Source organism: Streptomyces dengpaensis, assembly GCF_002946835.1.
GTDB lineage: Bacteria > Actinomycetota > Actinomycetes > Streptomycetales > Streptomycetaceae > Streptomyces > Streptomyces dengpaensis.
The window spans coordinates 6,307,720-6,329,032 of sequence record NZ_CP026652.1; the positions used below are offsets into that span (position 1 = coordinate 6,307,720).

Here is a 21,313-nt window from a genome sequence, read left to right on the forward strand (position 1 = left end):
GGCCTTTAACATCTGCGCCACCGCAAGATTTCCGCAACTTTTCTGCAAGAACCTTCAATGACGAAGGGAACCCCCACATGGCCCGCAGAACGCTTGCCGGGGTCACCGCTCTGGCAGCGGCCGCACTTGTCATGACCCCGACTGCGGCACACGCCTCCCCGCCCGGAACCAAGGACGTCACCGCCGTCCTCTTCGAGTGGAACTACGCCTCGGTCGCCCGCGAGTGCACCACAACTCTCGGCCCCGCCGGCTACGGATTCGTCCAGGTCTCCCCGCCCGCCGAGCACATACAGGGCGCGCAGTGGTGGACCTCCTACCAGCCGGTCAGCTACAAGATCGCAGGCCGCCTGGGCAACCGCACCGCGTTCCAGAACATGGTGAACACCTGCCACGCGGCAGGCGTGAAGGTCGTCGCCGACACGGTGATCAACCACATGTCGGCGGGATCGGGCACCGGCACCGGCGGATCGTCGTATACGAAGTACGACTACCCCGGCCTGTACTCCTCGTTCGACTTCGACAACTGCACCTCCGAGATCACCAACTACCAGGACCGCTGGAACGTCCAGAACTGCGAACTGGTGGGCCTGGCCGACCTCGACACGGGCGAGGAGTACGTCCGCCAGGCCATCGCGGGCTACATGAACGACCTCCTGAGCCTGGGGGTCGACGGCTTCCGCGTCGACGCGGCCAAGCACATACCGGCCGCGGACCTGGCCAACATCAAGTCCCGCCTGACCAACCCCTCCGCCTACTGGAAGCAGGAGGTCATCCACGGCTCGGGCGAGGCGGTCCAGCCCACCGAGTACACCGGCAACGGCGACGTCCAGGAGTTCCGGTACGCCTACGACCTCAAGCGGGTCTTCACCAGCGAGAACCTCGCCTACCTGCGGAACTACGGCGAGGGCTGGGGCTATATGAGCAGCTCGGTCGCGGGCGTCTTCGTCGACAACCACGACACCGAGCGCAACGGCTCGACACTGAACTACAAGGACGGGGCGAACTACACGCTCGCCAACGTCTTCATGCTCGCCCATCCGTACGGCGCCCCCGACGTCAACTCCGCCTACGAGTGGTCCAACCCGGACGCCGGACCGCCCAACGGCGGTACGGTCAACGCCTGTTGGCAGGACGGCTGGAAGTGCCAGCACGCCTGGCCGGAGATCAAGTCGATGGTCGCCTTCCGCAACGCCACCCGTGGCCAGGCGGTCACCAACTGGTGGGACAACGGCGCCGACGCCATCGCCTTCGGCCGCGGCGGCAAGGGCTTCGTGGCCATCAACCACGAGTCCTCCTCGCTGACCCGTACGTACACCACCTCGCTTGCCGCGGGCACGTACTGCGACGTCCAGAACAACACGAGCGTCACGGTGAACAGTTCGGGCCAGTTCGCGGCGACACTGGGCGCCAACACGGCACTGGCGGTCTACGCGGGCAAGTCCAGCTGCTGAAAGCCCTTGCCGACCGTTGCAAGACTCTTGCTGTAAACCTTGCGTGAGCGATACGGTCACGCGGGCGTTCGGCACCGAAGCCGGAACGCAGCGCGGGGTCGGACCCGAATACGCCGTCATCGCTAGGAGTTCACGCCTGTGGACCTGATACCGAGAGGGCCGGCGCGCCGCCGCCTCAGGCTGCGCGCAGCCGTCCTCGCCGCCGCTCTGGCCGTATCGCTTGCGCAACCCCTCGCGGCACGGGCCGAGACCCCGCCCGCGCCCCCGTCCGACGCGAAGCTCGCCGCGGAGCCCGCGCGGCACGACGCGACCCGCGAGCAGTTCTACTTCGTCCTGCCGGACCGCTTCGCCAACGGCGACACGTCCAACGACCGGGGCGGACTCACCGGGTCACGCCTGGCGACCGGCTACGACCCCACCGACAAGGGCTTCTACCAGGGCGGCGACCTCAAGGGCCTGACCAAGAGGCTCGACTACATCAAGGGCCTCGGCACCACCGCCATCTGGATGGCGCCGATCTTCAAGAACCGGCCCGTGCAGGGCACCGGCAAGGACGCCTCGGCCGGCTACCACGGCTACTGGATCACCGACTTCACCCAGGTCGACCCGCACTTCGGCACCAACAAGGACCTCGAGACGCTGATCTCCAAGGCCCACGCCAAGGGCATGAAGGTCTTCTTCGACGTCATCACCAACCACACGGCCGACGTCGTCGACTACGAGGAGAAGTCCTACGGCTACCTCTCCAAGGGCGCCTTCCCGTATCTGACCAAGGACGGCAGGCCCTTCGACGACGCCGACTACGCGGACGGCGCCGGCACGTTCCCGGCCGTCGACGCCGACTCCTTCCCCCGTACGCCGGCCGTCCCCGCCGCGCAGAAGGACGCCAAGGTCCCGTCGTGGCTCAACGACCCGACGATGTACCACAACCGCGGTGACTCCACCTTCGCCGGCGAGAGCTCCACGAACGGTGACTTCTCCGGCCTCGACGACCTGTGGACCGAGCGTCCCGAGGTGGTCGAGGGCATGGAGAAGATCTACGAGAGGTGGGTCAGGGACTTCGACATCGACGGCTTCCGGATCGACACCGTGAAGCACGTCAACCTGGAGTTCTGGACGCAGTGGGCCACGGCCCTCGACGCGTACGCGGCCCAGCAGGGCCGCAAGGACTTCTTCATGTTCGGCGAGGTCTACTCCGCCGACACCTCGATCAACGCTCCGTACGTCACCCAGGGCCGCCTCGACGCCACGCTCGACTTCCCCTTCCAGGAGGCGGCCCGCCAGTACGCCTCCCAGGGCGGCAGCGCGAAGAGGCTGGCGTCCGTCTTCGGTGACGACTACAAGTACACGACGGACAAGGCCAACGCGTACGAGCAGGTCACCTTCCTCGGCAACCACGACATGGGCCGCATCGGGTCCTTCCTGAACCAGGACAACCCGGAGGCGAGCGACGCCGACCTCCTCAAGAAGGGCCAGCTCGCCAACGAGCTGATGTTCCTCAGCCGCGGCAACCCCGTCGTCTACTACGGCGACGAGCAGGGCTTCACCGGCCCGGGCGGCGACAAGGACGCCCGCCAGACGATGTTCGCCTCCAAGGTCGCCGACTACCTCGACGACGACGAGATCGGCACCGACCGCACCCACGCGAGTGACGCGTACGACACGAGTGCACCGCTCTACAAGGAGATCGCCGCTCTCTCCAAGCTCCGCAAGGACAACCCCGCCCTGGCGGACGGCGTCCAGACGGAGCGGTACGCCGCCGACGGCGCGGGGGTTTACGCCTTCTCGCGTACGAGCACGGGCACGGACAGGACCGAGTACGTCGTCGCCTTCAACAACGCCGGCGAGGCGAAGACGGCGACCTTCGCCACCGGTTCGGCGGACATGGCCTTCCGCGGCATCTACGGCACCTCCGACTCGGTGACCAGCGGCGCCGACAAGAAGGTCACCGTCACCGTCCCGGCCGGTTCGGCGGTCGTCTTCAAGGCGGCGGGCAAGCTCGGTGCCCCGGCGTCGAAGCTGTCGGTCACCCTGAAGGCCCCGTCCGCGGGCGCCACCGGCACCGTCGAGGTGAGCGCGGATGTCGACGGCGGTCAGCTGAACCGCGTCGTCTTCGCCGCCCAGACCGGCAACGGCAAGTGGCGGACCCTCGGCTCCGCCGACCACGCCCCCTACAAGGTCACCCAGGCCCTCGGCAAGGACGTACCGGCTGGAACCCCCTTGCGCTACAAGGCGGTTGTCATCGACTCGGCCGGGCGGACGGCGAGCGCGACGGCCGCCTCGGTGACGGGCACCCCGCCCGCCGAAGAGGTCCCCAGCGCCTCCTCGCGCGACTACGCGATCGTCCACTACAAGCGCACCGACGGCGACTACACCGACTGGCGGCTGTACGCCTGGGGCGACCTCGCCGACGGGGAGTCGACGCCCTGGCCCGAGGGCCACGACTTCATCGGCCGGGACGCCTACGGGGCCTTCGCCTACGTGAAGCTGAAGCCGGGCGCCTCCAGCGTGGGCTTCCTCGTCATCGACAAGGACGGCAACAAGGACGTCTCCGCCGACCGCACGATCGACGTCACCAGGACGGGCGAGGTCTGGGTCGAGCAGGACAAGGAGGCCGTCCTCACGGAGCGGCCCGAGTACCCGGCACAGGACAAGTCGAAGGCGGTCCTCCACTACCACCGTGCGGATGGCGACCACACCGGCTGGGGGCTGCACGTCTGGACGGGCGCGGCGACGCCCACGGACTGGTCGAAACCCCTGGAGCCGGTGAAGACTGACGCCTATGGCGCTGTGTTCGAGGTGCCGCTCGCCGAGGGTGCCACCAGCCTCAGCTACATCATCCACAAGGGCGACGAGAAGGACCTTCCGGCCGACCAGTCGCTCGACCTCACCGCCAACGGCCATGAGGTGTGGCTGTTGAACGGCCAGGAGAAGTATCTGCTCCCGCAGCCCGCGGGCAGTGCGGCCGCGCTCGACCTGACCACGTCCAAAGCGGTCTGGATCGACCGGAACACGGTGGCCTGGAACGGCTCCGAGGGGGCCGCCTCCACGCAGCTGCTGTACTCCCGCGACGGCTCGATCGCGGTGAAGGACGGCGCGCTGATCGGAGATGCCCGATGGCTCCGGCTGTCCAAGACCTCTCTCACCGGCGCCCAGAAGGCGAAGTTTCCGCACCTCAAGGACTACACCGCCTGGTCCGTCGACCCACGTGACCGCGACCGGGTGCGTGCTGCCCTGAGCGGTCAGGTCGTCGCCTCGCAACGGGCGGCCAACGGCGCGGCGCTGGCGGCGACAGGCGTCCAGATCGCCGGCGTACTGGACGATCTGTACGACGCGACGAAGGCGGAGCTGGGTCCGGTCTTCCACCGCGGCCGTCCCACGCTGGCCGTGTGGGCGCCGACCGCGCAGTCGGTGAGCCTCGACCTCGACGGCTCCACGGTCGCGATGAAGCGGGACGCCACGACCGGCGTCTGGTCCGTCACGGGCAAGAAGTCCTGGACGAACAAGCCCTACCGGTACGTCGTGAAGGTGTGGGCGCCGAGCGTCCGGAAGGTCGTCACCAACAAGGTCACCGACCCCTACTCGGTGGCCCTGACCGCCGACTCCGAGCGCAGCCTGATCGTCGACCTGGACGATACGTCCCTCGCGCCGTCCGGCTGGTCCTCGCTCAAGAAGCCCCAGGCCGTGGCGCTGAAGGACGCCCAGATCCAGGAGCTGCACATCCGGGACTTCTCCGTCGAGGACAAGACGGCCCGGCACCCCGGCACCTACCTGGCCTTCACCGACAAGGACAGCGAAGGCTCCCGGCACCTCAGGCGGCTGGCCGAGTCCGGTACCTCGTACGTGCACCTGCTGCCCGCGTTCGACATCGCGACCATCCCCGAGAAGAAGGCCGACCAGGCGAGAACCGACTGCGACCTCGCCTCGTACGCCCCCGACTCCGAGAAGCAGCAGGAGTGTGTCGCGAAGACCGCCGCGAAGGACGCGTACAACTGGGGCTACGACCCGTACCACTACACGGTCCCTGAGGGCTCGTACGCGACCGACCCGGACGGCACCGCGCGCACGGTGGAGTTCCGCAAGATGGTCAAGTCGCTCAACGAAGAGGGTCTGCGGGTCGTCATGGACGTGGTCTACAACCACACGACCTCGAGCGGCCAGGCCGACACAAGCGTGCTCGACAAGGTCGTGCCCGGCTACTACCAGCGGCTCCTCGCGGACGGCAGCGTGGCCACCTCCACCTGCTGCGCCAACACGGCACCGGAGAACGCCATGATGGGCAAGCTCGTCGTGGACTCGATCGTCACCTGGGCCAAGGAGTACAAGGTCGACGGCTTCCGCTTCGACCTCATGGGCCACCACCCCAAGGCCAACATCCTCGCGGTCAGGAAGGCCCTCGACGCGCTCACCCCCGCCAAGGACGGCGTCGACGGCAAGAAGATCATCCTGTACGGCGAGGGCTGGAACTTCGGCGAGATCGCCGACGACGCCCGCTTCACGCAGGCCACCCAGAAGAACATGGCCGGGACCGGGATCGCGACCTTCTCCGACCGGGCGCGTGACGCCGTACGCGGCGGCGGCCCCTTCGACGAAGACCCCGGCATCCAGGGCTTCGCCTCCGGCCTGTCCACCGACCCCAACTCCTCGGCAGCAAACGGCACTCCGGCCGAGCAGAAGGCCCGGCTGCTGCACTACCAGGACCTCATCAAGGTCGGCCTGAGCGGCAATCTCGCCCAGTACCGCTTCACCGGCACCGACGGCAAGGAGGTCAAGGGCTCCGAGGTCGACTACAACGGGCAGCCCGCCGGATATGCGGACGCGCCCGGAGACGCGCTCGCCTACGCCGACGCGCACGACAACGAGTCACTGTTCGACGCGCTCGCCTTCAAGCTGCCGGGCAGCACGAGCGCGAGCGACCGGGCCCGTATGCAGGTCCTCGCCATGGCGACGGCCACCCTCTCGCAGGGCCCGGCCCTCTCCCAGGCCGGCTCCGACCTGCTGCGCTCCAAGTCCCTCGACCGCAACTCGTACGACAGCGGGGACTGGTTCAACGCCATCCACTGGAACTGCCAGGACGGCAACGGCTTCGGGCGCGGACTGCCGATGGCGGCCGACAACGCGTCCAAGTGGCCGTACGCCACACCGCTGCTGACCCGCGTCAAGGTTGGCTGCGACCAGATCGAGGGCACCTCGGCCGCGTACCGCGACCTGCTGAGGATCCGTACGGCCGAGAGCGCCTTCGGACTCTCCACGGCGGACCAGGTGCAGTCGAAGCTCTCCTTCCCGCTGTCCGGGAAGGACGAGACGCCCGGGGTGATCACGATGCAACTCGGCGACCTCGTCGTCGTCTTCAACGCGACGCCCGAGAAGCAGGAGCAGACGATCGGCGCCCTCGCCGGAAAGGGATACGCGCTGCACCCGGTGCAGGCGTCGGGCGCGGACCCTATCGTCAAGTCCGCGTCGTACGAAGCGGAATCGGGCACGTTCGCCGTTCCGGGGCGCACGGTCGCGGTCTTCGCGCGCTAGAGCACTAGCGTGGTGGGGGCGTCCCCGGGGTTCCGGGGACGCCCCCACCACCCGCGCCCCGAGGGGCTGTTCGTATGGACGGCGACGACAGCGAGTCCACCGTGATGGTGGTCGACGACACGGCGGCCAGCCGCTACGCGCTGGGCGCCGTGCTCAGCCGCGCGGGGCACAGCGTCATACCCGTGGCCAGCGCCGGCGAGGCGCTCGTCGAACTCGACGTACGACTGCGCGCGGGCGGCCTGCCCGACGTGGCACTCGTGGACGTCGGACTGCCCGACATGAACGGCTTCGAGCTGTGCCGCAGGCTCAAGGCGCAGCCGCCCACAGCCGCCCTGCCCGTCGTGCACTTCTCCGCCGTGTCCGCGGGACCCGCCTACCGCTGCCGGGGCCTGGACGCGGGCGGCGAGGCGTACCTGGCGGTGCCCGCGGAACCCGAGGAGATCCAGGCGGTCGTACGGGCCGCGGTGCGCGGGGCCAGGATCCGCACGGGCGCCGAGACACTCGTGCGGCGGCTGACCCTGCTGTCCGAGACGATCGCCGCCGTCCAGACGGCACGCTCCCTGCGGGAACTCGCGCACGCCGCGGCCGAGGGCACCGCGCGGCTCACCGGCTCGCCCGCCGCCGTGTTCGTCCTCGGCGAGGACGGCGAGCTGTACCGCGGACTCTCCCGGAGCCGGGCGCGGGCGGCCCTGCCCGACCCCGGCGCGCACGAGACCGTGGCCCGGCTGATCCGCCACGCCACCGCCGGACGCACCGGGGTGCGCCACACCGTCGTCCCCGCTCCGCTGTGGCCCGCGGGCTTCTTCCGGCCCGGCGCGTCCGACGACGCGCACCTCGTCCTGGCCCCCGCCCAGGACGGCAGGGCACCGGTGTGCCTCGCCACACCCGCGCACGCCGACCGCGGCGCGGCGCCCAACACCGACGCGCTGGTCGCCCGGCTCGCCCGTGCCACCGCGCTCGCCGCCGAGCCGCTGTTGATGTACCAGGCGGAACGCCATGTCGCGCTGACCCTGCAACACAGCTTCCTGCCCCAGCAGTTGCCCGAAATGCCGGGCATCGACGTCGTTGTCCGCTATGTTCCCGCCTCCCGGCAGACCGAGATCGGCGGCGACTTCTACGCGGCACTGCGCACGGCGGACGGGGTGCTCACCGCGGTCGGCGACGTCGTCGGGCACTCGCTGGACGCCGCCACCGTGATGGTCGAGATCCGGCACGCGCTGCGCGCCTACTGCGTCGAGGATCCCGACCCCGGGGTACTGGCCGCACGCCTCGACCAGATGCTCCAGCACTACCACCCCGACGCCACGGCCACCGTCTGCCTGACGCTGGTCGACCCGGCCGGCGGGCGGGTCCGGATCGCCAACGCGGGCCACATCCCGCCGCTGCTCGTCCCCGACACGGGCACGGCCGAGTACGCCGAGGTTGCGGGCCCGCTGCTCGGCCTGGGCCTCGACCGTCCACCACCCGCCGAGCTGACCCTCGCTCGCAGTCACCGGCTCCTCATGGTCACCGACGGCCTGATCGAGACCCGCGGCACCGACCTCGCCGTCTCGCTGGAACAGCTGCGCGCCGCCGCGACGGCCGCCCCGCCCGGCACCGCCGCCCTCTGCGACACCCTGCTCGACTGCTTCGGCCGGGACAGGGAGGACGACATCGCGCTGCTCGCGCTGCGGCTGGGGTGACGGTTCGGGCTGCTCGCGCTGCGGCTGGGGTGACGGTTCGGGCTGCTCGCGCTGCGGCTGGGGTGACGGTTCGCGCCGTGGTTAAGGTGACCGGGACAGCCCTAGAACAGGAGTGCCCATGCCTCAGATCACCATCGACCACTCCGGGTCACTCGATCACGTCGACTGGGAGGCGTTCGCGGTCGAGCTGCACCCGGTGATCGTCGAGACGGCGGCCGCGCGGATCGAGGCGTGCAAGACGCGGGTCGCACGGACCGAGGAAGACGTGGTGGGAGCGGAGGCGGCCGGGCACGCCATCGTGCACGTCACGATCGCGCTGCTCGCCGGACGGTCCGACGAGACCAAGGCCAAGCTCACCGAAGCCGTACTGGACCTGCTGCGCAAGTACATCGAGCCCGAGGACGGGGTCACGCTGCACGCCTCCGCCGAGGTCCGCGACCTCGACCCGTCGTACCGCCAGTTCGACCGGTAGCGGCTGCGACCCCGGCAGCGATCACGCCTCCGGCGGCGACGCCAGTGCGATCAGCCGGACGACGAGGTCGCCGAACGGCCCGTCGCCCGGCTCGCCCTGGAGGCTCCCGCGCAGCAGCGCGCTCATCTCCTCGTCGTACGCGGCGCTCACCGCCGCCAGCGCCGCGAAGTCGTGCACGAGCTGCACCTCCAACTCGCCGCGCGGAATCCGCCGCCCGTCCAGCCAGATCAGCGCCGTCGACTCGACGAGCGAGATCCAGGAGCGGATCACCAGCTCCAGCCGGGCGGGCGGGTTCTCGACCTTCATATGCGCGAGTATCTGGACGTACGCCGCCTGCCGTACGCCGTCGATCAGCGCGGTGGCGGTGGAGGCCGCGCCCATGGAGCGGACCGCGTCCGCGGGGACCGCGGGGCCGCCCCGCATCAACGCGGCGAAACCGGGCCCGTGGTCGTCCACGAAGTCGAAGAACCGGCGCATCACGCGCAGAAGCCGCTCGCCCAGCGGACCCTCGTGGGGCTCCACGAAGCGGCTCGCGAGATCCTCCGAGGCACGCTGCAACGCCGCCTCGTACAGGCTGAGTTTGCCCGGAAAGTAGTGGTAGACGAGCGGCCGCGAGATGCCGGCGGCCGAGGCTATCTCGTCGATGGAGACCTCGTCGGGCGAACGTCGGCTGAACAGTTCGAGGGCGACACCGATCAGCTGCTGCCGTCGCTCCTCGACACCCATCCTGCGGCGTACCCCGGTTGTCATGCGAACACCTTACCGATCGGATCCGGCCCGCAACGGGCCGGTCCGGCCACGGTCGTTCACATGTCCAGCACGATGCGGTCCCCGCGTGCCCGCGAAACACAGATCAGCATCGAGTCGCCACGCTCCGCGTCCTCCCCCACTGCCTTAAGGACGTGGGAGGTGCCCCCAAGTTCGTCCCGGTGCTCGATCTCCCCTTCCAGGACCCGCTGTTGGCACGCGTCCGCGGACGAGCGCGCGCCGCGGGGCAGACGGGAGTTTGTCGACAGGGCCTAGCGCAGTCCGCTGATCTGCCTGCCGTCGGTCAGCTTCCCCTTCAGGCCCGCCTGCGCCCCCTGCTTCGTCCGTACGGTGAGCAGGGAGCCCTGTGCCGATCCGTCGACGCCGCCCATCGCGCGGATCGACGCGGTGTCCCTGCTTCCCGCCGCGAGGAGGTACCAGGTTCCCGCGCCCGACTTCCACAGCACGCCCGCCAGGACATGGGGGTCGCGGGAGCCGCACGCGGGGGAGTTCTCGGCCTGCGCGGCGACCGCCCCGTACACGTTGCCCGGGGTGTGGAACTGGGCGAGCACGCGCGTGCCGCCGCCCCGCCAGGTGTCGGCCCGGGTGCAGACCCACTCCGCGCTGCCGCTCGCGTCGGGCAGCGGCTGCCGCGCGTACTGCCAGGCGTTCACGGACCGTACGCCCTGGGACCGCACGGAGGCGAGGGAGCAGGCGAAGGGCGACCAGTCGCGCAGGGCCTCGGCGCCGGACGCCCCGTGGGGTGCCGTGGGGCGGCCCGAGGTGAGGCGCGCCGGGGTCAGCTCGCCGAGGTCGGTCATCAGGTGTGTGCCGGAGTCGTCCTTCAGCTGGAGTACGTTCCACGACGTGCACGCACCGGTCTTCTGGACGGGGCCGGCCAGCGGCGAGGTGACGCCGTCCGCCGAGAGGGTGAGGTCCATCGCCCCGGAGGACGGCTTCAGCAGATCCCGCTCGGCGGCCCTGGTCACCCAAGGAGCCGTCAGATAGCGGACGTTGCCGTCGGTCCGGTCCAGGACCACCGCGCTCGCCCCGGCCCCGGTCGCGCCGTCGACCCGCGCGAAGTCGAGGGCCGCCCCGCTCGTGCCGCCCTTCGGCTCGGCATACCGGGCGATGCGCAGACCGTCGTAGAGGAGCACCACGCGCGCCTGGTCGACCTCGCCCGCGTACAGCAGCTGCGGCGGTCCGGGCGGGCCGCCCGACGGGGTGCCGGGCGTCACCGAGACCTGCACGGACTCGCCGGGCCGCGCCCACACGGCGAGCGCGCGGCGCAGCAGCGCGGAGTCCTCGACGAGGTTCCCGCGTGCGGGCCACACGGAGAAGTCGGTGCGCGCCGACGACTGCCAGGCATTGCTGGCGACCTTCGTCAACAGGCCGGGGTTCAGGGCGGCTTCGGCCGCCGGATTCTGCGCGTACGAGGGTGCCGCGGCGCCGTCGGGGCCCCACCCGTCGCCGGGCAGCCCGAGCAGCGCGCCGCACACGGCCACGGCCGCGGTCGCGGCGAGCGCGGCCTTCATGTGCTGTCTGCGCCGCATCAGGTCGGTGGGCCGCGCCTGGAGCGAACAGGGGTCGAACTCGGGGGAGTTGAGCAGGGCGTCGGGCGCCTCGATCCCGCCGGCCTCCGCAAGCGCCGCGCCCGGGTCTTCGACCCCGGCCGCCGTCAGCACTTTCCGTACGTCCGCCGCGGGCAGCTTCTCCAGACCGCGCAGCACATACGCGGCGCGGGCCGGCCCCGAGAGCGCGGACAGCCGCTGGTCCAGGGCGAGTTCGTCGGCCCCGCCCGAGCGCGGGAAGAGCCTCAGGCCCCACACCTGCGGCAGCAGCGGCGGCAGCTGGGACCGCTTGGGCCACGCCCGCCGCTTCAGCGGAAGGCCCGCCTCCAAGGCCGTACGCACCACGTGGAGGCGTACGAAGGCATAGCCCGGGTCTCCGTCGCGCCCGGTCGCCTGCGCCGGGATCACGGACGCGGACGCGCGGCGTCTGGGCAGCGCGCGCTGGGTGAGAGCGTGCGCGGTCAGCACCCGGCGGTTGCGGCCGAGGCTCGGCGGCAGCACCAGATAGGCCAGCCGGACGAGCCGCGGATAGTGCTCGACGAGGGCGGCCTCGGCCTGCTCGACATCGACGACCGGGCCGGAGGAGGCGGGTGAGGGGTGCGGGGCGACATCCTGTGACTGCACGTTCAGCAAAACGAGCGAATCATGGGATGGTCACCCAGCGGACCGGAACTCTTCTGCCCGCGCGGTCGACTGAGCGTGGGGCGCGCGGGAGCCGTATCGAAGGGCGGAGCCCTCGCCGGGGCTTTCATCGGCGTGAGCGCCGACAGGTACCGGAGGAACGTATGACGTTGACACGCGAGAAGCTGACCGTCGGAGCCGCCGGGGCGGCCATGGCCCTGCTGATGCTCACCGGCTGCGGTGGACCGGGCGACGAGGCGGCGGAGGACAAGGCGGCCAAGGACAAGGTCCCGGCCACGGCGACCGGCAGCCTGGAGGAACTGGCGTCCGAGGTGAAGTGCAAGCCGGACATCCAGACGGACGCCGACGAGATCCGCCAGGGCGTCTGCAAGATCAGCGACGGCAAGTTCATCCTGGCGACCTTCGCCACCGACAACGGCCAGCGCGAGTGGCTCAGCCAGGCCAAGGACTACGGCGGTTCGTATCTCGTCGGCGTCAAGTGGGTCGCCGTGGGCGACGAGAAGATGGTGACGACGCTGCGCGGCCAGCTCGGCGGGACCGTGGAGGAGGGGGCCTCGCACCACTCGGGGAGTAGCGGTGGCGGGGGAACCGAGACCTCGCACTCCGGTCACCACGGCGGCTGACCGCGCAGGACTTTGGGGCGGCAGGGCTTTGCCGGGCTTGGCTGGATCAGGGCTTGGCTGGAGCGGGGCTTTGTCGGAGTAATGGAAAGCCGGTAGCGGGAATCCCCGCCACCGGCTTTCTCAGTGGGTCACTTACTTGCAGCGCTGGCCGGTGTTGATGCAGTTGACCATCTTGTTCATCAGCCTCTCGCTGAAGACGTTGATGAAGTCGTCGTGGTCGGTGGCCGGTTTGTGCAGCTGCTCAGGGAATCCGTCCACCGCGTAGGCGTTCTTGACCTGACCGTTCTCGAGGGTCGGGGCCTCGAAGTCGTAGACCAGGCGCATCGTCAGCTGCGGAATCGCCTTGAAGCCGTTGGCGCAGTTGCCCGCCGCGTCGGCGAAGGCCACGTGCGTACGGTGGTTCGCGCTGTCGATGTTCTGGCCGTCCCAGCAGCTCTGGAAGGAGAACAAGCGGACCACGTTGCTGCCCTCGGGGCAGATCGGGTACTGCTCGGTCAGCTGCACCTTGTTCTCGAAGCCGGTGCAGCTCCAGTGGGCGTTGGCGTTCGCAAGGCCGTTGGTCGTGGTCTTCGCGTCACCGGTGATGATCCGCAGGAATTTCGGCATCGCGACGACCTTGCTCTTCGGGTTACCGACGAACTTGATCTGTGCCTGCTCGACCTGCTGGATCTCGCCGACGTTGCCTTCCTTGCCACCGCCGTCGTTGTTCTGGTCGAAGTCCTGCGTACCGTTCTGGATACGCACGACCGGCCAGTAGTACGACGACTTGTCGCCCTGGTTGGCGCAGCTGGTCTCGGCCGCCGCGAACGTGTCGTTGTTGGCGAAGGCGTCGTTCGCCTGGTTGCCGACGTAGTCGTGCAGGTGGTGCGCGCCGTTGGTGACACCGGGCGCCACGATCACGTTGTCGGTGTTGAACTTCTTGTTCTCGTTCACACCGCAGGAACTCGTGAACGTGCCGCTCGAACCGCCGTCCCGGGTCCGGGGCTTGCGGGCGACATTCGGCTGGACCTGCGTGATGTCGACGAAGTCGGCGGCGACGGGACCGTTTCCGGCCTGACCGCCGTTGCCGGCCTCCTGACCGCCGTCACCGCCCTCCTGGCCGCCGTTCTCGGCGGGCTCGCCGGCGGACGCCGAAGCGCTCGGGTCCGCGGGGGCCGCGCTGCCGTCACCGCCCTGCTGGCCGTCGCCTTCGCCGTCGTTGGTCTGCGGCTGTTCCGCGACCTGTCCGGTGCAGGTGGCGAGTCCGTCCAGGGAGTCCGGGGCGGTACCGCCCACCCGCGAGATCTCCAGCTGGATCCGGTCGATGATCACCGACCGCCGGTCCTTCAGCGGCTGGAGAACGGAGTTCTGGACGAAACTCGCGTCCCTGGCCTGCGCGTCCCGCGTGGTGGCCAGGCGCTGGTAGGCGTCGGTGATCTGCTGGTCGAGGGTGGCCAGCTCGCCGTCGACCTCCCCGCGGGCCTGATCCGGCACCTCGGTGAGTTTCTGGCCGACGTCCGGACAGTCGATCGTGGCCACCTGGGCAGCGACCTTCGTGGTGTCGGGAGACGAGTTCTCCTCATGTGCCGAGGCGTAGAAATTCGCCCAGATCAACCCACCTCCACCGATCGCGAGAGCGGCCGACGCGGCCACAGCACGAACGGCCAGTGGCGAACGGCGTTTTCGTATGTTGCGTCCCATGGAACTCCTCTGACTTCCTTGCGGGGCATCGAGGCGCCCGACAGGAGTGAAGCGGCTCCATTCCATACGCAGGAGGCGCGTGAGGTGTTCAGGAACCTCGGAAAATCTTTAAACTTCGTGAGGCCAATTCCGGCACAATGGGCCCAGAAGCCCGCGTTTTCACGAGAGTTGATCTCCTATTCGATGTTTGGCGCCGGCTTTTGAACGATATTCAGCGCGGGGTGGGCGACCGTCGGTGACTTCGATGCGACCGTCGGTGACTCCGATTCAGCGGGCCCCTGATCCAAATAGGCCAGCAGCGCGAGAACGCGTCGGTTGTCGTCGTCCGACACCTCCAGGCCCAGCTTGGCGAAGATGTTGGAGGTGTGCTTGGCGATCGCCCGCTCCCTGACGACGAGTTGGGCGGCGATCGCCGTGTTCGAGCGCCCCTGCGCCATCAGTGGGGGTTTTTCGCCCTCTCCGCCCCTTCCCTTCCCGACCTGGGGCTCTGCCCCAGACCCCGCTCCTCAAACGCCGGAGGGGCTGGGTTTAGCCCGTCCGGCGTTTGAGGACGAGCGCGTCAGCGCGATGGGTACGGGACGGGTAGGGGCGGAGGGGCGAAAAAACCCGCTGGTCACGCCCCCAGGACCTTCGCCTCCACTGCCGGGTCCAATCCCACGGCCGGTCGATCGGCCCGCACGGGCGCAACCCCGCCGAGGCCCTGGAGCCAGCTCCAGGTGTCGGAAACGGTCGACAGGACGGGCCGGCACCGGAGCCCGGCAGCGACCGCGCGGGAGACGTCCGCCGAGTGCAGAGCGCCGTGGAGCTCGCTCCCACCCGGCACCCACACCGGCAGCTGAGTCCACGGCTCGATCCCGGCGTCGAGGACGACGTCGGCATCGGTCCACCGGAGCTCCACCTGGGCCCCGGTGACCTGAACGCACGCGTCGAGCAGACCCCCCATCGTCGTATGCCCCGAAGGACTGACGAGGTTGTACGCCCCGCTCAGCCCCGCCGACACCGCCCCGAGCGTCCACTCGGCGAGGTCCCGGACATCGACGTACTGGAGCGGCAGATCGCGCGGCCCGGGCGCGAGGACGGGACCGCCCCGCGCGACGCGGTTCAGCCACCACGGCAACCGCCCGATGTTCTCGTACGGCCCGAGGATCAACCCGGCCCGCACGAGCAGCGGCTCATCCGCCCCGAAGGCGTCGAGCACGGCCAGCTCCCCGCCCTGCTTGTCCCGCGCGTAGTCGGTCTGTTCCGCGTCCGCGGCGGCTCCCTCCACGAGGGGCGCGTCCTCGGCGTACCCGGCGGCCGGAGCCCACGCGTACACGGAGCAGCTCGATACGTACGCGTACCGCGCGACACGGCCCGCCAGCAGCCGCGCCGCGTCGCGGACGGCCCGCGGCGCCGCCGACCAGGTGTCGACGACGACATCCCACGCACCGTCGGCAAGCGCCGCGAGCCCGTCGGGCGCGGTGCGGTCACCCAGCAACGACCGCACCCCGGCGGGAGGTTCGTGGCGGCCACGGTGGAAGACGGTCACGTCCCAGCCACGGCCGAGCGCCGCCTCGACGACCGCCCGCCCCACGAACTCCGTACCGCCCAGCATCAGAAGTCTCATACGGACGACTCTGCACGGACGCCCCGCCGGACGGAACACGAATCTGCTGACAGAAGATCCGCCCGAGGGGGGTTCCTGGGTGTGCGTGCGGTCAACGGCCGGTCGGCGGCGTGTACTTGTACCCCACCCGACGTACCGTCTGGATCGCTTTCCGGTGCTGCGCCCCGAGCTTGCGCCGCAGCCGGGCGACATGGACGTCGACGGTCCGCCCGTCGCCCACGTGCCCGTAGCCCCACACTGTGGTGACCAACTGGTCGCGGGTGTGGACCCGGTGGGGATGCGCGACGAGATGCGCGAGCAGTTCGAACTCCAGGTAGGTGAGATCGAGCGGCCGCCCGTCGACGTCGGCGGTGCGCTGCACGGTGTCGACGCGCACGAGCGGTTCGTCGCCGTCGGCGGCCGCGGACGGCCTGGGCTCCGGCTCGGGCTCCGGCTCCGGCGCCGCGACCGACGGCACGGATTGCTGGTCGGCCGGTACGAGGACCAGGTAGCCGATCATCGGCGGCTGCCCCGGCAGGACGGGCAGGGTGTGCTGGGGAGCGGGCAGCCAGGTGGCACCCGGCGGCAGAAGCTCCGAGACGTCCACCACCTCGTCCCGGTCGACGGCCCGCAGCCGGTGCCGGGAACCGTTCGGGGAGGTGGCGGTGGAGAAAGGACGAGTGGTCGCCATGAGACGTCAGCTCTTTCGCGCGAGAGGTTCGTCGGGAAGGACGACGGCCGTGAGTTCGTGGTCGGGCTCGTCGAGGACGTACGTCGTGCGCGCTGGCCGAAGGCCGGGGTGTACGGCTTTAGAGGGCCGGCGCGTACATCGCGCGGCAACACACCCGGTCGTAGTCGTGGTGCTGGCGGGAAGGCCAGAAGGGCTCGAGGTCATGGCGACCCGTCGCGGTGTACTTCTGAAAGCTGGCCATGACCCCATTGAAGCAGACACCGCCGGGCGACAGGACCCTCCTCTCACTGCGTGGACGCCTCCTTGGCATGAACTTGACGCTGCGGCCCCTCATCCGAGCAGCGTCACCAACCACGCGAGAGGGCGCCCACCACGACGGTGGACGCCCTCGGTCAAACAGGGTCATCGGGGTCAAGCAGGGTGGATCAGACCTGGCCGGCCTTCTCCAGGGCGGAGCAGCAGGTGTCCACGAGCAGACGCGTCACGACGTACGGGTCGACGTTGGCGTTCGGGCGGCGGTCCTCGATGTAGCCCTTGCCGTCCTTCTCGACCTGCCACGGGATGCGGACCGAGGCGCCGCGGTTGGAGACGCCGTACGAGTACTCGTTCCACGGGGCGGTCTCGTGCAGACCGGTCAGGCGGTCGTCGATGCCGGCGCCGTAGTTCTTGACGTGGTCGAGCGGCTTCGAGCCCTCGCCCAGCGACTCGCACGCGGTGATGATCGCGTCGTAGCCCTCACGCATCGCCTTGGTGGAGAAGTTGGTGTGCGCGCCCGCGCCGTTCCAGTCGCCCTTCACCGGCTTCGGGTCAAGTGTCGCGGAGACGCCGAAGTCCTCGGCGGTGCGGTAGAGCAGCCAGCGGGCCACCCACAGCTGGTCGGCGACCTCGAGCGGCGCCAGCGGGCCGACCTGGAACTCCCACTGGCCGGGCATGACCTCGGCGTTGATGCCGGAGATGCCCAGGCCCGCCTTGAGGCAGTTGTCCAGGTGCGCCTCGACGACGTCACGGCCGAAGATCTCGTCCGCCCCGACGCCGCAGTAGTAGCCGCCCTGGGGGGCCGGGAAGCCGCCGACGGGGAAGCCGAGCGGGCGCTCACCGTCGAAGAAGGTGTACTCCTGCTCGATGCCGAAGATCGGCTCCTGCGCGGCGAACTTCTCCGCGACCTCGGCCAGCGCGGCACGGGTGTTGGACGTGTGCGGCGTCATGTCGATGTTCAGGACCTCGCACATGACGAGGACGTCGTCCCCGCCGCGGATCGGGTCCGGGAAGGTGGCGACCGGCTTGAGTACGCGGTCCGAGGCGTGCCCCTCGGCCTGGTTCGTGGAGGAACCGTCGAAGCCCCAGATCGGCAGCTCGGCGCCCTTGGCGTCGTCGGCCAGTATCTTCGTCTTCGAACGAAGCTTGGCCGTCGGCTCGGTGCCGTCGATCCAGATGTACTCAGCCTTGAAGGTCACGGGCCTCATCCTTCGGGTGGGTCTCTAGGCGCACTTGCGGGTGCTGCGGCGCTGCGGCACTGGGGCGCCGCTGGATGCCCGGCAGCCTGTCAACAGGCGATTTCCCGATCATTGCCCGAATGTGAACCCCGTGTTACCTGGGCTGTGTGTGCCGTTGTCACGCGACACCGCGTGACGGGACGGTTCGCGCGGGAGCGTGCGCGGCTCGCAGGCGAAGGCCCTGCCGCTCCCGGCCGGGAGCGGCAGGGCCTTCGAGCCCGGTCCGGTGGTTACCCCACCTTCTCGATGCGGGCCTTGCGGATCAGGAACTTGCCGGGCTCCCGGACCTGCTCGAACGCCGCGTTGTTCAGCAGTGCGCAGCTGCCGGAGACCGAGGTGACCTCGACGGTCGTGGACTTGTTGTTGTCCAGGTTGGTGACCTTGAGCTGCGTCCCGACAGGGAACTGGTTGCTGGACGCGGCCGGGGCGCCGCCCTCACCGGAGAGCGTGACGGTCGAACCGACGCAGACCTGCTCACCGGCGGCGGCGCCGCCACCGGCGTTGTCCGCGGGTGCGGACGGCGCGGGAGCCGCCTCCGCGGGAGCCGACTGCGCGGGCGGCTGGGCGGGCTGGGCCGGCTGCGGGGCGGTCTGGGAGCCCTGAGCCGACTCCCCAACCGTGCAACCGGAGGCCTTCTGCTGCACCTTGATCTGCTCGATGACGGCCTCGCGGTTGGCGATCCGGGCCTCCGACTGGGCGTCGGGGGCGGCCCGTTGGCCGTCGATGAACTTCTGGTTGTTGCCGAGCGCGGTGGCCAGTCCCTGGCAGACGTTCGAATCGGCCGCGGACTGCGCGGCGTTAGAGGTACTCGCCATGACGAAGGCACCGCCGCCCGCCACCGCCGCCGCGCTCACCAGCAGCGCGATCTTCTTCTTCGTACCGAGCGTTCTCCTACGCGACATGCGGGCCTCCTGGATGCGGGGGAGAGTTACGCCGCTAGGTACGAGATGCCGAACGAGGTTGCTCAACGGTTACAGGAGTCACGGAAGTAACGTACGTCACACGGCAGTTGAAGGCGCCGGCTGAAGGCCCGGTCAGTCGCCGCTCTTCCCCTCCTCGTACGCCACCACCTTGTCGTTGACGTACTGGAGCAGGCCTTCCGTCTCCTTGGTCAGCGCCTCCTCGCCGGTCTCGGCGCCGTCGCCCCACTGACCGTTGGCGAACACCACGGAACGCACCGTCATCAGCCGCTGGAAGACACCGGCGGAACCGGGCGGCACGGTCGGCAGCCCTGCCTCCGGGGGTGGATCGAGCGAGACCACCTGATACGTCACGGGATCCATGGAGGCCATCGCGAACACCCGAGAGGCGTCCTCGGCGCGCCGGAAGCTCAGCACGGTGACCGTCACCTGCGAGCGCCGCTCGGCGTCCGTGAACAGGGCCGCGGTCAACCGCGAGCACTCCTCGCCCTGGTCGATCAGCGAGGCGAGCTCGGGCGACATGCCGCGGGCGCAGTCTGTGGTGGTGGCCAGGTCGACGCGCTCGTACGTGGAACCGTCCTCGAGCCGCAGGCTTGTCTCCGGGAACGCCTGTTCGGGGCGGATGATCGGCCGGGCGAGCAGGGAGGGCAACGCCGTGGGGGCGTTGGAGGGCAGGGCGACGGAGACGGAGGGGGCGGGCGGCGTACTGGAGGCGACGGCCGGGGACGGGGCGGCCGCCGCGCCGGTGCTGTCGTCGTCCGGGCCGCCCGCCGCCATCACCACACCCGCGGCGATGGCGGCGACGAGCACCACTCCCGCCCCGCCGGCCACCGCGAGCCGGGTGCGCCGTCTCCTGCGTATGCGCTCCTGCTCGGCCACCCACTGGGCGTGCGGGTCTTGCGTCCCCTGGGCGTGAGGGTCTTGCGTCCCCTGGGCGTGAGAGGCCTGCGTCCCCTGGGCGTGAGGGTCCTGGGTCCACTGGGCATGAGGGTCCTGCGTCCACTGGGCGTGAGGGTCCGGCACCGGGTTCGAGCCGGGCGTCCCATACCGCATGTCTTGATCACCGAAGGTCATGGCGGCGGAGGGTAACAGTGCACACCCCCTGAACTCCCGCCGCCCGGCAAACCATCGGCTAACGGGACAGAGCGTCCCGTACCGCCTCATCCGTACGGGCCACGACGGCCGTCCCGTCGTCAGCGGTGATGATCGGCCGCTGGATGAGCTTGGGATGCTCGGCGAGCGCCCTGATCCACCGCTCCCGCGCACCGGCGTCCTTCGCCCACTCCTTCACCGCCAACTCCTTGGCGACGGCTTCTTGGGTCCGGGTGATGTCCCACGGTTCGAGCCCGAGGCGATCGAGTACGTCGCGGATCTCGTCCTCGGTCGGTACGTCCTCCAGGTAGCGGCGGACGGTGTAGTCGGCGCCCTCCGCGTCGAGCAGGGTGAGGGCGCTGCGGCACTTCGAGCAGGCCGGGTTGATCCAGATCTCCATGCCGCACACGTTACGTGAACCTTTTGGCTACTGAGGTGCTGCGCTGACGGCTGCCACCGCCGTCGGTTCTGTTCGAATTACTGACACCTCACACGCATCTCGCGGACCTGGTGTGACACGGCGGCAATTCCCTTGCCGACCTGGACTTTTGATGGACTGTCGGGACTCCCTCGATGTCAGTGCCGGGCAGTAAACTGGAAGCAGTGTTCGAGGGTGTCGCCGGGGAGTCCGGACGGTGCCCTGACCGCGACAGGAGGATGCCTGTGCCCGCTGCCGCACTGAAGCCGAAGCCGCTGCCCACCCAGTCCAGCGCGAAACGTCCCGTCCAGCTCGACCTGCCGTACGAGCCGGTGGAGAAGCGTCCGCTGCCGCCCGGACGTCCCCGCGAGTGGTACGTCACGCACAACCGCCGGCTCAAGGCCATGCGTCTCGCCATCGCCCTGCTCGACCTGGGCGTGTACGTGCCGAACCAGGCGCGCAACGAGAAGATACGCAGCACCGCGGAACTCATCGGCGTCCACCCGCCGTCGGACACCACGTGCCACATGGTCCGGGCGTTGATGCGGTACAGCCGCTGACCGGTCGGCGGGGGTGTTTCCCGCCCCCGCCGCCCCTACCCCTTCCCGTCACTGAGGGCTCGGCCCCCAACCCCCCGCTCCCCAAACGCCGGAGCGGCTGTCTCCGGCCCGTCTCACCCATTCGCCGGGCCCGGCATGCGTACACCCTGTCCGCGACCTT

At 69.8% G+C, this 21,313-nt stretch carries 16 protein-coding genes and 1 pseudogene; 6 read left to right on the forward strand and 11 right to left on the reverse strand.

Translation table 11 applies throughout. The features are described from left to right. Positions 1-77 precede the first annotated feature (77 nt). The 4 genes from C4B68_RS29080 (at position 78) to C4B68_RS29095 (ending at position 9,131) form a co-directional block, all read left to right on the forward strand. Positions 78-1,451: an alpha-amylase gene (locus C4B68_RS29080; protein WP_180289217.1), complete on the forward strand. Its 1,374-nt coding sequence runs from the start codon at positions 78-80 to the stop codon at positions 1,449-1,451. Between the two features lie 144 nt (positions 1,452-1,595). Further along, positions 1,596-6,977, forward strand: a complete 5,382-nt coding sequence (gene pulA, locus C4B68_RS29085; RefSeq protein ID WP_373682209.1) for a pullulanase-type alpha-1,6-glucosidase — start codon at positions 1,596-1,598, stop codon at positions 6,975-6,977. Positions 6,978-7,051: 74 nt separating this feature from the next. Further along, entirely contained in the window at positions 7,052-8,659 is a 1,608-nt protein-coding gene (locus tag C4B68_RS29090; RefSeq protein ID WP_099500871.1) for a fused response regulator/phosphatase, read from the forward strand. Between the two features lie 118 nt (positions 8,660-8,777). Beyond that, positions 8,778-9,131: a 5-carboxymethyl-2-hydroxymuconate Delta-isomerase gene (locus tag C4B68_RS29095; RefSeq protein WP_099500872.1), complete on the forward strand. Its 354-nt coding sequence runs from the start codon at positions 8,778-8,780 to the stop codon at positions 9,129-9,131. Positions 9,132-9,152: 21 nt separating this feature from the next. Here the strand turns inward: C4B68_RS29095 and C4B68_RS29100 are convergent, their stop codons facing one another. Continuing rightward, positions 9,153-9,881 (reverse strand): TetR/AcrR family transcriptional regulator, encoded by a 729-nt coding sequence (locus C4B68_RS29100; protein WP_099500873.1) that lies wholly within the window; start codon positions 9,879-9,881, stop codon positions 9,153-9,155. Between the two features lie 269 nt (positions 9,882-10,150). Next, on the reverse strand, positions 10,151-12,073 hold the full coding sequence (locus C4B68_RS29105; protein WP_099501154.1) for a hypothetical protein: 1,923 nt from the start codon (positions 12,071-12,073) through the stop codon (positions 10,151-10,153). A gap of 161 nt (positions 12,074-12,234) precedes the next feature. On the opposite strand from C4B68_RS29105, the gene C4B68_RS29110 reads away from it, so the two are divergent. Then, positions 12,235-12,714 (forward strand): hypothetical protein, encoded by a 480-nt coding sequence (locus C4B68_RS29110; RefSeq protein ID WP_099500874.1) that lies wholly within the window; start codon positions 12,235-12,237, stop codon positions 12,712-12,714. Positions 12,715-12,846: 132 nt separating this feature from the next. On the opposite strand, the gene C4B68_RS29115 is transcribed toward C4B68_RS29110, so the two are convergent. The 9 genes and pseudogenes from C4B68_RS29115 to C4B68_RS29155 form a co-directional block, all read right to left on the reverse strand. Continuing rightward, complete coding sequence (locus tag C4B68_RS29115) at positions 12,847-14,394, reverse strand: DUF1996 domain-containing protein (RefSeq protein ID WP_099500875.1); 1,548 nt, start codon at positions 14,392-14,394, stop codon at positions 12,847-12,849. A 275-nt stretch (positions 14,395-14,669) separates the two neighbouring features. After that, positions 14,670-14,852 (reverse strand): annotated as a pseudogene (locus tag C4B68_RS29120) (LuxR C-terminal-related transcriptional regulator); the annotation flags it as partial. Between the two features lie 155 nt (positions 14,853-15,007). Continuing rightward, on the reverse strand, positions 15,008-16,000 hold the full coding sequence (locus tag C4B68_RS29125; RefSeq protein ID WP_180289218.1) for an SDR family oxidoreductase: 993 nt from the start codon (positions 15,998-16,000) through the stop codon (positions 15,008-15,010). Positions 16,001-16,091: 91 nt separating this feature from the next. Next, positions 16,092-16,670: a winged helix-turn-helix domain-containing protein gene (locus C4B68_RS29130; protein WP_099500877.1), complete on the reverse strand. Its 579-nt coding sequence runs from the start codon at positions 16,668-16,670 to the stop codon at positions 16,092-16,094. Between the two features lie 118 nt (positions 16,671-16,788). Beyond that, on the reverse strand, positions 16,789-16,911 hold the full coding sequence (locus C4B68_RS44130; protein WP_099501156.1) for a hypothetical protein: 123 nt from the start codon (positions 16,909-16,911) through the stop codon (positions 16,789-16,791). Between the two features lie 184 nt (positions 16,912-17,095). Next, complete coding sequence (gene glnII / locus C4B68_RS29140) at positions 17,096-18,124, reverse strand: glutamine synthetase (protein ID WP_099500878.1); 1,029 nt, start codon at positions 18,122-18,124, stop codon at positions 17,096-17,098. Positions 18,125-18,393: 269 nt separating this feature from the next. Further along, positions 18,394-19,065, reverse strand: a complete 672-nt coding sequence (locus tag C4B68_RS29145) for an RlpA-like double-psi beta-barrel domain-containing protein (protein ID WP_099500879.1) — start codon at positions 19,063-19,065, stop codon at positions 18,394-18,396. A 132-nt stretch (positions 19,066-19,197) separates the two neighbouring features. Continuing rightward, complete coding sequence (locus tag C4B68_RS29150; RefSeq protein ID WP_240634517.1) at positions 19,198-20,157, reverse strand: hypothetical protein; 960 nt, start codon at positions 20,155-20,157, stop codon at positions 19,198-19,200. A 58-nt stretch (positions 20,158-20,215) separates the two neighbouring features. Continuing rightward, positions 20,216-20,575, reverse strand: coding sequence for an arsenate reductase family protein (locus C4B68_RS29155; RefSeq protein ID WP_180289219.1), 360 nt, complete (start codon positions 20,573-20,575; stop codon positions 20,216-20,218). Positions 20,576-20,838: 263 nt separating this feature from the next. On the opposite strand from C4B68_RS29155, the gene C4B68_RS29160 reads away from it, so the two are divergent. Continuing rightward, the gene (locus C4B68_RS29160) at positions 20,839-21,153 is read left to right on the forward strand and encodes a hypothetical protein (protein ID WP_099500881.1); all 315 of its coding nucleotides are present in this window, start codon (positions 20,839-20,841) and stop codon (positions 21,151-21,153) included. Positions 21,154-21,313 lie beyond the last annotated feature (160 nt).